Origin of the sequence: Agrobacterium sp., from assembly GCF_032092815.1 — a bacterium.
In the GTDB taxonomy this organism is placed as follows: domain Bacteria; phylum Pseudomonadota; class Alphaproteobacteria; order Rhizobiales; family Rhizobiaceae; genus Agrobacterium.
In genome coordinates this window covers 92,299-105,754 of record NZ_DAMDBP010000012.1, presented here as the reverse complement: position 1 = coordinate 105,754, position 13,456 = coordinate 92,299, and the positions used below count along the sequence as shown (strand labels likewise).

At 54.3% G+C, this 13,456-nt stretch carries 12 protein-coding genes; all 12 read right to left on the bottom strand.

The genetic code is table 11. The annotated features are described in order from the left end of the window. Window positions 1-31: 31 nt before the first annotated feature. Complete coding sequence (gene nirD / locus RT613_RS09695) at window positions 32-364, bottom strand: nitrite reductase small subunit NirD (protein WP_313614896.1); 333 nt, start codon at window positions 362-364, stop codon at window positions 32-34. Between the two features lie 4 nt (window positions 365-368). Continuing rightward, window positions 369-2,660 (bottom strand): NAD(P)/FAD-dependent oxidoreductase, encoded by a 2,292-nt coding sequence (locus tag RT613_RS09690; RefSeq protein ID WP_313614895.1) that lies wholly within the window; start codon window positions 2,658-2,660, stop codon window positions 369-371. A gap of 4 nt (window positions 2,661-2,664) precedes the next feature. Next, entirely contained in the window at window positions 2,665-3,462 is a 798-nt protein-coding gene (locus RT613_RS09685) for an ABC transporter ATP-binding protein (RefSeq protein ID WP_313614894.1), read from the bottom strand. A 10-nt stretch (window positions 3,463-3,472) separates the two neighbouring features. Continuing rightward, a complete protein-coding gene (gene ntrB / locus RT613_RS09680; protein WP_313614892.1) occupies window positions 3,473-4,366 on the bottom strand; it encodes a nitrate ABC transporter permease in 894 nt (297 codons plus the stop codon). Window positions 4,367-4,478: 112 nt separating this feature from the next. Continuing rightward, a complete protein-coding gene (locus tag RT613_RS09675) occupies window positions 4,479-5,777 on the bottom strand; it encodes a CmpA/NrtA family ABC transporter substrate-binding protein (RefSeq protein ID WP_313614891.1) in 1,299 nt (432 codons plus the stop codon). 377 nt (window positions 5,778-6,154) lie between these two features. Then, the gene (locus RT613_RS09670) at window positions 6,155-7,450 is read right to left on the bottom strand and encodes a CmpA/NrtA family ABC transporter substrate-binding protein (protein ID WP_313614889.1); all 1,296 of its coding nucleotides are present in this window, start codon (window positions 7,448-7,450) and stop codon (window positions 6,155-6,157) included. Between the two features lie 62 nt (window positions 7,451-7,512). Then, complete coding sequence (locus tag RT613_RS09665; RefSeq protein ID WP_313614888.1) at window positions 7,513-8,100, bottom strand: ANTAR domain-containing response regulator; 588 nt, start codon at window positions 8,098-8,100, stop codon at window positions 7,513-7,515. 91 nt (window positions 8,101-8,191) lie between these two features. Then, window positions 8,192-8,944 carry an ABC transporter ATP-binding protein gene (locus RT613_RS09660; RefSeq protein ID WP_313614886.1) on the bottom strand — a complete coding sequence of 251 codons (753 nt, stop codon included), beginning with the start codon at window positions 8,942-8,944 and terminating at the stop codon, window positions 8,192-8,194. Next, window positions 8,941-9,750 (bottom strand): ABC transporter ATP-binding protein, encoded by an 810-nt coding sequence (locus tag RT613_RS09655; RefSeq protein WP_313614885.1) that lies wholly within the window; start codon window positions 9,748-9,750, stop codon window positions 8,941-8,943. The genes RT613_RS09660 and RT613_RS09655 overlap by 4 nt, the downstream gene beginning before the upstream one ends. Further along, complete coding sequence (locus tag RT613_RS09650) at window positions 9,747-10,610, bottom strand: ABC transporter permease (protein ID WP_313614884.1); 864 nt, start codon at window positions 10,608-10,610, stop codon at window positions 9,747-9,749. The genes RT613_RS09655 and RT613_RS09650 overlap by 4 nt, the downstream gene beginning before the upstream one ends. Next, window positions 10,607-11,572 (bottom strand): ABC transporter permease, encoded by a 966-nt coding sequence (locus tag RT613_RS09645; RefSeq protein WP_313614956.1) that lies wholly within the window; start codon window positions 11,570-11,572, stop codon window positions 10,607-10,609. The genes RT613_RS09650 and RT613_RS09645 overlap by 4 nt, the downstream gene beginning before the upstream one ends. A 173-nt stretch (window positions 11,573-11,745) precedes the next feature. After that, the gene (locus RT613_RS09640; RefSeq protein ID WP_313614882.1) at window positions 11,746-13,269 is read right to left on the bottom strand and encodes an ABC transporter substrate-binding protein; all 1,524 of its coding nucleotides are present in this window, start codon (window positions 13,267-13,269) and stop codon (window positions 11,746-11,748) included. Window positions 13,270-13,456 lie beyond the last annotated feature (187 nt).

Here is a 13,456-nt window from a genome sequence, read left to right as displayed (position 1 = left end):
TGTGTCAGAGGCAGCCCTCATCAGCTTGCGATTACTCAGCAGCAACCATCAGCGTTTCGAGAGCAATTGCCAGCCTGCCGTCAATATTGCGCACAGCGATAGTCTTGACCTCACCCTCATCAGCACCCAACGCCTTGCCGGTTTCGAGTGAAATGACCCAGTTGTGCAGCGGGCATGTCACCGAGGCACCATGCACAATCCCCTGGGAAAGCGGGCCGCCCTTATGCGGGCAATGATCTTCGATCGCAAAGACCTGATCATCCGCAGTCCGGAAAACAGCGATCTTTCCCATGGGAGTCTTCACGCAGCGAGCACCACGCAGCGGGATGTCCGAGACGTGACCAATTTCAACCCAATTGCTCATTGTTTTACTCCGCAGCCTGATTGAAACCGATTGTCGCCATCGGCTTGAACTCGTGTTTGTGTTCGCCGGACACGCGCTCCGACCATGGGTCGACCTGTGCGAACTTCTGGCTGAAAACAAAGCGGTCGTAATAGGCGCGGCGCTTTTGGTCATCCTCCATGATCTGGCGGCGAACCTCGTCGTAACCGATGCGCTTGGCCCATTTGTAGATGCGCTCGAGGTAGCGCGCCTGTTCGCGGTACATCTGGGTCAGAGCAACAATGTGCTCCAACGCTTCATCCTCTGATTTCACGAGGCCGAGTATTTCGGTACCCTTGATGTCGAGGCCAGCGGCACCGGCAAAATGGATTTCGAAACCGGAATCCACGCAGATAACACCAATGTCCTTGCAGGTTGCCTCAGCGCAATTGCGCGGACAGCCGGACACAGCGAGTTTCAGCTTCGCCGGCGTCCACGAACCCCACATGAACTTCTCGATACGAACGCCAAACCCGGTCGAATCCTGAGTGCCGAACCGGCACCATTGCTGGCCAACACAGGTTTTGACCGTACGCAGACCTTTGGCGTAGGCCTGGCCTGAGATGAACCCGGCCTTGCCAAGGTCGGCCCATACCGCAGGCAAATCTTCCTTCTCAATCCCTAAAAGGTCGATACGCTGACCACCCGTGACCTTCACAAGCGGAATTTCAAACTTGTCGACGACATCGGCGATCGCACGCAACTCGCCGGCATTGGTAACACCGCCCCACATGCGCGGCACGACGGAATAAGTGCCATCCTTTTGGATATTCGCATGCACACGTTCATTGATGAAGCGGGACTGGTAATCGTCGGCATATTCATCCGGCCAGTCACAAACGAGGTAATAATTTAGTGCCGGGCGGCATTTTGCGCAGCCACAGGATGTTTTCCATTCCAACTCCTGCATCACAGCGGGAATGGTTTTGAGGCCCTTGGCCTTGATCAGTCGACGCACATCATCATGACCAAGATCCGTACATTTGCACATCGGCTGCACTGCAGCAGGATTGTAACCACAGATTTCGGCATCGGCCGGCAAGGCTGCAACTGCAGCCGCCGGATCAAGTGGTGATCCACCCTGATAGGCCTGCCCGAAAATCAACGTGTCGCGCATTTGCGAAACATCCGTGCCCTTCTTCAACATGTCGAAGAACCACGATCCATCCGAGGTTTCACCGTAGAGCACCGCGCCAATGATGCGATTGTCTTTAAGGACAAGGCGCTTGTATATGCCAGCGGTAGCATCACGCAGTACGATCTCCTCTCGGTCGTCGCCCTCGGTGAAATCACCTGCTGAAAACAGATTAATGCCCGTGACCTTCAGTTTCGTGTTGGTAACGGAGCCATGATATTCGCTGTGACCACCCGTCAACCTGTCAGCCAGAATCCTGGCACTTTCGTAAAGCGGCGCAACAAGGCCGTAACACATTCCGCGATGTTCGGCGCATTCGCCCAGTGCATAAATCGACGCATCCGACGTCATCATGCCATCATCGACAACGATGCCTCGGTTAACGGCAAGTCCAGCTTCCTTTGCCAGACCGGAGGCGGGGCGAATACCAACAGCCATGACCACCATATCGCCCTTGATAATCCTGCCATCATCAAGCTCGATACCTTCCACCTTATTCTCGCCGAGAATACGTTTGGTGTTGGCCTTGGTGATGATGTCGATGCCCCGATCCGTCAGCGCCTTTTCCAACAGGTAGGCAGATGCTGGATCAAGCTGCCGCTCCATGATCGTCGGCATCAGATGGATGACCGTGACGTCCATGCCCTGTCTTTTCAGGCCATAGGCTGCCTCAAGCCCCAAAAGGCCTGCGCCGATAACGATAGCGCGACCACCCCGAGCGGCGATATCCAGCATTTGCGAGACATCATCGAGATCACGATAGGCCAACACACCCGGCAACTGATGACCTGGAACAGGAATGATGAAAGGTGATGAACCGGTGGCAATCACCAGCTTGTCATACGCGGCAGTCACGCCATTTTCACTGGTGACAATCTTGTTTTCACGATCAATGAGGGAGACCTTTTCTCCCTTGTGAAGCGTCACATTATTGGTCTCATACCACTCATCACCATGAATGATGATGTCGTCATAACTCTTCTCTCCCGACAGCACCGGAGACAACATGATGCGGTCGTAGTTGACGCGGGGTTCCGCGTTAAAAATCGTAACGTCGTAAAGACCGGGAGCCGTTTCAAACAGATTTTCCAGCATGCGCCCCGGTGCCATGCCATTGCCGATAACAACAAGTTTTTGCGCCATGTCATTACTCCGCAGCTTCGACGAAACGGTGGCGTTCATAGAGAAACTTCAACACCGCCTCTCGGCACTTGAGATAGGTTTTATCGGACGCAAGCTCGATACGGCTGCGTGGTCGAGATAGTGGCACATCGAGCACCTCGCCGATGTGGGCGGCAGGACCGTTGGTCATCATAACAATGCGGTCGGATAGAAGGACCGCCTCATCCACGTCATGGGTAATCATCACCATGGTGTTTCCCAATCGAGCATGAATTTCCATCACCGCATCCTGGAGATGCGCACGGGTCAACGCATCAAGTGCGCCAAACGGTTCGTCCAGCAGCAGGATTTTCGGTTCCATTGCCAAGGCACGGGCAATGCCGACACGCTGTTTCATACCACCGGAAATCTCTGACGGCTTCTTGTCCTTGGCATGCGCCATCTGCACGAGATCGAGATTTCGCATGACCCAATCATGCCGCTCCGATTTGCTTTTTGTACCCCTAAAGACTTTCTCAACCGCCAGATTGACGTTCTCGTAGACCGAAAGCCAGGGAAGCAGGCTATGGTTCTGAAACACCACTGCACGCTCCGGTCCCGGTTCGTTGACCTCACGGTTTTCGAGCAATACCGCGCCAGCCGATACTTTGGTCAGACCAGCGATCAGGTTCAGCATCGTCGATTTCCCGCAGCCGGAATGGCCAATCACGGAAACAAACTCACCCTTATCGATCACCAGATTGATGCCTTTCAGCACCTCGGCGCGCGAACCACCCTTGTCGAAATACTTGTCGATATAATCAAGCTTGAGATAAGCGTTCATAATAGGCTCCTCAATTTGTCGCTGCGCCACGGGTGATGAATTTGCCAAGTGCGGCCACCAGCTTGTCGAGCACAAAACCGACAACACCGATATATGCGAGCGCGACGATGATGTCGGGCAGACGGGATGAATTCCATGCATCCCAGATGAAGAACCCAATACCGACACCACCTGTCAGCATCTCGGCTGCGACAATGGCCAGCCAGGACAAGCCAACGCCGATCCGAAGACCTGTAAAAATATACGGAGCGGCTGACGGCAGCATGATCTTGAAGAAGAATTCGAGCTGGTTGAGCCGCAACACCTGCGCAACGTTGCGATAATCCTGTGGGATATTACGCACGCCGACGGCAGTATTGATAATGACCGGCCAGATCGACGTGATGAAAATCACAAAAATTGCTGAAGGATTGCTGTCCTGAAAAGCAGCCAGCGAAAGCGGCAGCCATGCCAGAGGCGGAACTGTCCGCAGAACCTGAAAGATAGGATCCAGACCCCGCATCGCCCAAATAGACTGGCCAATAACGGCTCCGATCACAACGCCAACAACGGCAGCAAGCCCAAAGCCGTAGGCAACACGTTCCAGCGAAACCAGCACGCGCCATCCCAAACCAATGTCCTGCGAACCGTAATGGAAAAAGGGGTAGGCAATCAGGTCAAAACTTTCCTCAAACACCTGGCTTGGTGGCGGCAGGCTTGCGCCAGGTGCCGAACAGAGAATTTGCCAGATGCCGAGCAGTGCAGCCAACACAACCAGCGGCGGCACAATATTGCGAAGCGCTGCAACGCCAAGCGGGCGAAACTGCAAACGTGATACGGGTTTTGGTGAGAGCCTCAACACGGTTGCTTTCCGTGCCTGCGGCTTATGGTCTTGCGGCTTCAATTCACGGGCCAATGCAGTCATGAATTATTCCTCTGAAATCAATATTGTGCCGTGGGGATATGCCACCATTTGACCAAGTGCCCGAGGGGACGATGGGTAAAAGGCATATGGAGACATATCCCCGCTCTCCTCCTCAGGAAGCCGCCTTGATGTTGAGGCTATCGAGGTACGCTGATGGATTTTCAGGATCGAAAACTTTGCCATCGAAGAAAGTTTCCAGACCTCGCGAGGACGTTGCAGGAATGTCTGCTGTAGCCACACCAAGTTCCTTGGCGGCTTCGCGCCAGAGGTCTTCGCGGTTCACCTGCCCAACCAGCGCCTTAATATCGGTGTCTGGCGCAAACTTGCCCCAGCGAATGTTTTCAGCAATGAACCAGGTATCATGGCTTTTGAACGGGTAGGACGCAGCATCCTTCCAGAACTTCATGTAGAGATTGCTGCCTTGGACGACACGGTCATTGCCGTAATTGATGTCACCCTTCAGGCGACCGAGCACATCCTTTGGCGGCACGTTAAACCACTGGCGCTTGCCAAGGATCGAGGACATCTCGTCCTTGTTGTCCATGCTGTCGCACCATTGCTGCGCTTCCATGACCGCCATCAACAAAGCCTTGGCGGCATTTGGGTTCTTTTCGACCCATTCGGCCCGCATGCCGAGCGCTTTTTCTGGATGCCCTTTCCAAAGCTCTCCGGTGGTACAGGCGGTAAACCCAATGCCCTGATTGACGAGTTGCTCGTTCCAGGGTTCACCAACACAGAAAACATCCATGTTGCCAACCTTCATGTTGGCAACCATCTGCGGCGGTGGCACCACAATGGTCGAAACATCCTTGTCAGGATCAATGCCGCCCGCAGCCAGCCAGTACCGGAGCCACAGGTCGTGAGTGCCGCCCGGGAAGGTCATCGCGGCCTTGATCTCATTGCCCTCGGCCTTCTTTTTCTCAAAAGCTGCCTTGAGTGCAGAAGCGTCCAGTTGAACTCCGCTCTCGGCATATTCCGTACCAACCGAAATACCCTGGCTATCGAGATTAAGTCGCGCCAAGATCGTCATTGGAACGGGCACATTGTTTTGCGTCACCTTGCCCGTGTGCATGAGGTAAGGCATCGGGGTGAGAATATGCGCGCCATCAATGCCGTTAGAGGCCCCGCCCAGAACCAGATTGTCACGGGTTGCACCCCAGGATGCCTGTTTGATGACCTCCACATCCGGCATTCCGTGTTTCGCAAACAACCCTTTTTCAACGGCAACGATCAGAGGGGCCGCATCGGTCAAGGCAATGTAACCAAGCTTCGCACCAGTGACTTCCGGAGTGGCCGCGGCTGCAAAAGCACCGGAAGGAAAGGCCGAGCGCACCGCTGTAATCAGGGCCGCAGTGGCAGTGGTCTTCAAAAGACCACGACGGCTGACAGAACCCGAGAATATAGTCTTCATTCGCATGTTCCCCTTTGGTGACCACCCTTGCGGTGGTTTGTTTCTTGCAAAAAAAATCGGAAATAAAAAAAACGCCGCTCGGATATTGCACCATCAGGATCAATGTCCCGGGCAGCAAAACCTTGCGACGTCCGTGTCTTTTGTGAGCACATATTGGGTGCTCAACTCGCCTCGATCGCCATTGACCGATGCACCAATAGCAAAGCAAGCACTGTGCCAGTTCGATAGAAAGCCAACAAGCAATTGTTTTTAAATATTTATTACCAAAACAAACGATACCGCCCGCTTTTTAGGCGGAGAGAATAACGATTGCTATTTGTGCAAATGCCGTGAGGCTTCAAATATAATCTGGTCAGCCTTTGAGCAGACCGTTATTTCTACATATCGTCGGAAGCAGTGGTTTGCCCGGTTTTACTGCGGACGACAAAGGTGTTGACGTAGGTCTCAATGGCTGCCGGATCGAAGACGTGACCATCCATGAAGCGATCGTCCTCCGCCTTTCCCTCAACCCGTATATCTGCGTCTTGCGGCGCACTGACATTGCCGAGAGCTGTCCTGTAGATATCCGGGCGATAAGAACTGACAGCAGCCCCCATTCCATTTGCGGAAAAAGCCACCTGCCCCCAACGGATCATCTGGCTGTAAATCCATAAAGCCTGACTTTGGCGCGGGTAGTTGGCGTAATTGCCATGAAAGGAGAAATAGTTGTCTATGACGCGGCGGTTGCCGCGGTCATCAATGTTAAATTCACCCGCGAGAACATGTCGCAAAATTTCAGAGGAAGCACCGATGTAACGCGGGTCTGCCAGCGCCTGACTGAGCGCGTCGTGGTTTTCCGGCAAATCACACCACCGCGCTGCGGCATCCAGTGCAACAAGCAACCGCCCCACACATTCCTGCTGGGTTTCTGCCCATTCAGGACGCATGCCGATAACTTTTTCTGGTGCTGAAGGCCATATGTCCTGCTTGGCTGCAACTATCTTGCCGACACCGCGCTCACACGCCACCATGTTCCATGGTGCACCAACGCAAAATCCATCAATCGCACCAGCTGCCAACGCATCTGAGGTCAATGGCGGCGGCACGACAACCAGCTTCACATCACGGTCCGGGTCAATTCCACCGGCCGCCAACCAATAACGAAACTCATAATTGTGAGAGGAGAAGGGATAGGTCATGCCGAAAGTAGGCTGAGGCTCACCCTTCGCCCGCATAATTTCAAGCAGGCGTTTCAGCGCAACGGCATTTTCCAGTGCCGTCGCCGTCTCCGAGAGATCGGTTGCCTCGCGCATTCGAACAAAAAGCCTGCTGGATAGGGTGATGGCATTGCCCCCACGCCCTAAAGAAAACGGCGTGATGGTCGGCAACGGGTTCGAACCAAGGCTTAGCATGGACGCAACCGGCATCGGCGACAGCATATGCGCAATATCGAACTGACGAAACGCCAATCTGTCGCGGACATTTGCCCAGGACACATCCTTCACCAAATCAAGGCTCAGACCTTCTTTGGCAGCAAATCCGAACTCCGCCGCGGCAATCAAAACGGATGCATCGACAAGTGGAATGAAGCCCGCACGCAGTATGCGCTGCCGGTCATTGCCGATCAAACCTGGCGCAGCATGGGCGACCTGCCCTTGACCGTGCTCTTCAGTCATATTGCCATTTTCCGTCATGTCATCACTCCACATCCACCGTCAGCATTGTGCTGATCCCTTGGGGCGAAACCCGCAAGACATCACATGAGCAAACCGGCAGCCGTAACCACGCTTTGTGCTATGTCAGACAATTTCTTCTTCTCATTCATCGCCGTCTGACGCAGCAGTGCAAAGGCCTCCTCTTCGGACAGCCCGCGCATTTTCATCAAAATGCCCTTTGCACGTTCGACAACCTTACGTTCTTCCAGCGCCGACTTCGCATCGGCCAGTTCGCGCTGCAAGCGACTGAAAGCATTAAAGCGACTAACGGCCATATCAAGGATTGGTTTAACGCGTTCCTTTTTCAGACCGTCAACGATATAGGCAGAGACGCCGGCTTCCACGGCCGCTTCAATCGATGCGGTATCCGAACGATCGACAAACATTGCAATTGGTCGCCCAACAGTACGCGTCAACTGAAACAAGTGCTCCATCATATCGCGGTTGGGATTTTCAAGATCGATGACGATCACATCAGGGCGCAGCGTCTCAATCGTTCGTGCCACCCCATGAACCTCGTGAATGACCGTGACATGGCTGTGCCCTGCCTCCCGCAACCCTTCCTCGATAATGGAAGCGCGAATGGCATTTTCATCGATAACGAGGATGGTAAGGTCCGGATGCGTCATGCTGCAATTCATGACGCACCGCAGCACGTTTCGCAATCCCCATCACCCCAAGTTACCGGGTAGATGTTACCGGTTAGATTGTGCGAAGGTTTCAGCCAGTCTTGGGCATGCGTGGCGTACTGGCAAGAAGCTTACGGGTATAGTCATGCGACGGGTTAGCCAGAATATCGCGTGTTACACCTTGCTCCACGATCCTGCCTTTCTCGAGCACAATGAGCCTGTCACACAGCAATGCAACCAGGGCGATGTCATGCGACACCACAACGAAGGTCATGCGTTGCGACAGGGTCTTCAACAGCTCAATGATGCGGGCACGGGTGGAAAGATCAAGCGCGCTGACCACCTCATCGGCAATGATGAGGTCAGGGGTCGAGACAATTGCGCGTGCAATCGCGATACGTTGCCGTTGGCCACCTGAAAATTCATGCGGGTAACGCCTTGCAGCGTCAGCAGGCAAGTCGACGGCCTCAAGGGCTTGCGCAACCGCGTCCTTAATATCCCTCTCGATTTTCAACGACCGTAATGGTTCCGCAATGATGTCGAACACGCGCTGGCGTGGGTCGAGTGACGAATATGGATCCTGAAACACCGCCTGTACGCTGCGCCGAAAGCCGCGCATGAACCCGCTACTACGAATATCCAGCGGTTGCCCGCGGAAAGAAACATCACCAGTTGATGCACGCTGAAGGCCAAGCAACAGTTTCAGCATGGTGGTTTTGCCGGAGCCGGATTCGCCGACAATGCCAAGGTTACTGCCGGCCTCCAGCGTCAGATTTATATCATGCAACACCGGTTTTCCTGTGATGTAGGAAAATGAAACGTCGGACAAATTCAGCAGGCTCATGGTGCAATCTCAAACGCCTTGTCAAAGGCAAGGGCAGCGGCAACCAACCCCTGCGTATAGGGATGTGCAGGTTGATCAAATAGTGAGGCCACCGGACCTTGCTCAATCAGCTCCCCTTGCCGCAAAACCAAGGCACGTTCTGCCACCGTCGCAACGACTGGCAAGTCGTGGCTGATAAACAACAGCCCCATGCCTTCATCCCGCACGAGCGCCTCAAGCAGTTTCAGGATTTCGGCCTGGGTCGTGACATCGAGTGCTGTGGTCGGTTCATCTGCAATCAGCAGCTTGGGACGGCAGGCCAAGGCCATGGCAATCGCCGCACGCTGGCGTTGCCCACCGGAAATTTCATGCGGCCATGATGCAGCAATGCGTTCAGGATCAGGCAAGGCAACACGCTCAAACAGTGCCACGACGCGGCTGCGGATTTCGCTCCTCGACAGCTTTTGCCCATCGCGTGAGGCGCGACGCGAGACAACCTCGGCAACCTGATCACCAATTCGCATCAACGGATCAAGGGCAGTCATCGGCTCCTGGAAAACGGCGGCAACGCTCGTTCCACGCAGCGGCACCAGATCACGGTCCTTGGCCCCAATCACCTGATGACCATCAAGAACGATGGAACCACTCGGCCGCATGGTGTCGGCAAGCAAGCCCATCGCCGCCAGCGCAGTCAGTGATTTGCCGGAACCGGACTCACCGATCAGGCCAACTCGTTCACCTTCAGATATTGAAAAGGAAACACCTGATACCAGCATGCGGCCTGCAGTCTCGATTCCAAGGTTTTCAACCGACAGCAAAACGCTCATCTCTGTCTCCTGCGGGTAGGGTCAGCCGCGTCTCGTAAACCATCAGCAAAAAGGTTCAACCCGATGACGAGCGAAACAAGTGCAAGGCCAGGCGCAATCGCGCCAAACGGCGCGGTGTAAACGGAAGCCTGCGCTTCCTGTAGCAATCTGCCCCAGGATGAATTTGGTGGTGGAGCGCCGAGGCCTAGATAAGACAACGATGCCTCAGCGATAACGGCAAGGCCGAACTGCAAGGCGAAATTGACAATCAGGGTTGGCCAGATATTGGGCAGCACGTGTATCCGAACGATACCCAACCAGGACGTGCCTGAAATTCTTGAGGCGGTGATGTAATCCATCGCCAAGACACGCTTGGCCAGAATGCGGGTCAGTCTGGCAACAATCGCAGATCCCGCGACACCGATGGCAAGAATAGCAGTCCACAGGCTGGCGCCATCGCTGGAGGCGACAATCAACATGGCCAGCAACAGGGTCGGAAACGCGATCAAAATATCAAGCGTTGCCGCCAGAACGTCATCCAACGTCTGCGTGGCAAAAGCCGCCAGAACACCAAGCGTCACACCGATCAGGGCGCTGATGGCAACAGCGCCACAACCGACAATCAGCGCGATACGCGAACCAATCATGATTTGCGTCATCAGATCGCGACCGAGCCGGTCCGTTCCGGCCCAGTGGGCAAATGATGGTCCGTCCAAACGGCCACCCACCATGTCGCCCACACCGTAGGGTGTCCAGACAAGCGACAAAAGCGCAATGACCAGATGCAGTCCGACAAACAGTCCGCCTACCACCAGCGGCCATGGCAATCTGGTTTTCTGCTGCGTATCTTCAGGGACAGTGGTCATGTCAGGATTGCTCATGCGCCACCTCCTGCCGCCCGGTTACGCAACCTCGGATCAATAATCCTCTGCGCAAGATCGGCAGCGAACCCGACAAGCAGCACCAGCAATGTCGAGATAAACAGCACGCCCTGTACGTTCGGGTAATCACGCTGTTCAATGCCCAAAAGTAGCATGGAACCGAGACCAGGGAGCGAAAACACGCGTTCAACCACCACAGCGCCAAGCAATGTCGACGCCAGTTCGATACCGAGAATGGAAATGACCGGCACAGCTCCGTTTCGAATACCGTGGCGGATCAGTGCCTGCGAAAAAGTTGCGCCCAGAGCGCGGGCTGTACGTAGATAGTCGCTGCCCAAAACATCCTGCGTGGCAGAACGAACGTAGCGGATGAGCGACGCAGACATCACAATGGCGATTGTCGCCACCGGAAGGACCAACGATTGAAAAGCGGCCGGTGCAGACTGCCATCCCCGTGACGGAAATCCGCCAGAGGGGAATAGTCGCAGGTTCACCGCAAAAACAGTAACCAGAAGAATACCGATCCAGAAGACCGGCACAGCAATACCGAGCTGCGAAACGACCGAAATCAACGTGCCGTACCAGCGTTTTTGACGCACCACGGACAAAATGCCGAGCGGCACGGCAATGGCTATGGCAACCACAAAGGCCATCAGGGTCAGCGGCACGGTCACAATCAGTCGCTTGCCGATTTCCGCCAATACAGGCGCACCACTGACAAAGGAGCTTCCAAGGTCAAAACGGGCAAGGCTGCTGATAAAACGAATAAATTGCTCATAAAGCGGCAGATCAGAACCAACCTGCCGGCGCGCGGCCTCAATCTGCGCGGCGTCGGCACCAACAGAAACAAGCGCATTGGCAGGATCGCCCGGAAGCAGGCGCAACAAAAGAAACAGAACGAGAGAAGCGATAACAACCGACAGGACCAGAATGGCCGAGCGGCGAACAAGATAGGAAAATATGACGCTTACCTCTCAAGCATGAGCTACCGACGTCCGGTTCGCTCATCGGCTGACATTTCACAGTTTGCTGCTGACCATTTCCTTATACAAGATCAACGGATTACAGCAAAAGCAGCAACGCCGCCGGAAAATAATTCAGGCGGCGTACCATGTCGAGTGTCGAGTTCCTGGACTTATTCGGACTTTGTAATGCCGTAAGCAAAGAACTGTGAATTCAGGCCGTTCAGCGAATAACCGCCAACCGACTTTTTCGAAACGACGATCTGCGGATAGAGATAGAACCAGTTGCTGGCTGCATCTTCGGCAATGATCTTGTTTGCTTCAGTCAGTTTTGCCGTCTGTTCATCCGTCGTGGCGCTGGCTTCCGCCTGCTTGATCAGATCGACAACCTGCGGATTGTTGTAACCCCAGTAGAAGTCTGGGTTGCCATAAAACACGATATCACGGTGGTTCACGTGTTCCTGCAAGGTCGCCTGGAAATCATGCGCCTTGTAGATCTTGGTGTACCACTCATTGGCGGTGATGATGTTGATGTTGACCTTCACGCCAACCTTGGCCAGTTCGCTCTGGATAAACTGGGCGGCAATCGGATGCGGATCGTAGTTCGGCGTATCGATGGTGAAGGTGAAACCGTCGGGATAACCGGCCTCCTTCAACAACTCCTTCGCGCTTTCCGGATTGTAGGCATCGACCTTGGCCAGATCGACATACCATGGATCGGTTGGCGGCACGAAGGAACCGATCAGAGTGCCATAGTCACCCCATACGGCCTTGAGCAGCTTTTCATCGTCGATTGCGCGGGCGAGCGCCTTGCGAACCTTGACGTTATCGAATGGTGCAACGCGGTCATTGTAAGCAAGGAGAAGCTTGGTGGTGGACTTGCCTTCGCTGACAGTAAATTCAGGATTATCCTTGAACTGCGCAAGCGAGTCCGGGCTCTGCACCGAGGTGATCACATCAACCGACCCGGTCAGCAGCGCATTGTTCAACGCAGTTGCTTCGGTGAAATACTGGAAGACAACTTCGCCGTTTTTCGGCTTTTCACCCCAGTATTTGTCAAAACGCTTGATGGCCAGCGATGAACCACGACGCCAGTCTTCCAGTGCGTAAGGGCCAGTGCCGTCTTCCTTCGACTGCAGGTCCGTCGCTTCATCATTGACGATCCAGACATAGCTGAGATTGTACGGCAGCGAAATCGAGCGGGACGACAGCTTGATGACCACGGTCTCGTCGTCAGGGGTTTCAATACCGGCAATCGTCTTGAGGCTGTTCTTGCGCGAGCTTTTCGATTCCGGCGCAGCAACGCGCTCGATGGAAAATTTGACGTCCTTCGAGGTCAGTGGCGCACCAGAGTGGAAGGTCACACCAGGCTGTAGCTTGAAGGTGTATGTCAAACCATCTTCGCTTGCAGTGAATTCTTTAGACAGGGCGGGCTGTACGGAGCCATCATCATCAAGGCGGAACAGCGCTTCATAAACGTTGCCATTGAAAGCCTCGTTGATGCCCTGACCGGCACCGGCCGTGTTATCAAGGTTTTGCGGCTCATAGAGCGAACCGATATTGATTGTGGCATCCGGGTCGTTTTCAGCAGCAAACGCTTGTGTGAACACACCTGCACCAAGCACGATCGCCAACGCGGTCGTGACAGCACGGGTGGTGTGCCTGATGTTGCCGTTGCGGGTTTTGAAACCGCTCATGTCATTCTCCTGTTCGAAATAGCTGCCCGTTACGGCTTGCCGTCGACACAAATTATACAAACAGGTGTACGGGATCGATATCCGCACGCACAACTATTTTTCTCCAGTCGATAGAATTAAATCTCGAAAATTCATATTTTTATGGACATTTTTTGCGCGCCGGTGAGAAGCATGTTTTATCGCAACA

Excerpts from the sequence above, each read along its gene's own strand:
- RT613_RS09655 (WP_313614885.1), bottom strand. The coding sequence starts at position 9,750 with ATGAGCGTTTTGCTGTCGGTTGAAAACCTTGGAATCGAGACTGCAGGC.
- RT613_RS09690 (WP_313614895.1), bottom strand. The coding sequence starts at position 2,660 with ATGGCGCAAAAACTTGTTGTTATCGGCAATGGCATGGCACCGGGGCGC.
- RT613_RS09685 (WP_313614894.1), bottom strand. The coding sequence starts at position 3,462 with ATGAACGCTTATCTCAAGCTTGATTATATCGACAAGTATTTCGACAAG.
- RT613_RS09670 (WP_313614889.1), bottom strand. The coding sequence starts at position 7,450 with ATGACGGAAAATGGCAATATGACTGAAGAGCACGGTCAAGGGCAGGTC.
- RT613_RS09660 (WP_313614886.1), bottom strand. The coding sequence starts at position 8,944 with ATGAGCCTGCTGAATTTGTCCGACGTTTCATTTTCCTACATCACAGGA.
- ntrB (WP_313614892.1), bottom strand. The coding sequence starts at position 4,366 with ATGACTGCATTGGCCCGTGAATTGAAGCCGCAAGACCATAAGCCGCAG.
- RT613_RS09640 (WP_313614882.1), bottom strand. The coding sequence starts at position 13,269 with ATGAGCGGTTTCAAAACCCGCAACGGCAACATCAGGCACACCACCCGT.
- RT613_RS09675 (WP_313614891.1), bottom strand. The coding sequence starts at position 5,777 with ATGAAGACTATATTCTCGGGTTCTGTCAGCCGTCGTGGTCTTTTGAAG.
- RT613_RS09665 (WP_313614888.1), bottom strand. The coding sequence starts at position 8,100 with ATGACGCATCCGGACCTTACCATCCTCGTTATCGATGAAAATGCCATT.
- RT613_RS09650 (WP_313614884.1), bottom strand. The coding sequence starts at position 10,610 with ATGAGCAATCCTGACATGACCACTGTCCCTGAAGATACGCAGCAGAAA.
- nirD (WP_313614896.1), bottom strand. The coding sequence starts at position 364 with ATGAGCAATTGGGTTGAAATTGGTCACGTCTCGGACATCCCGCTGCGT.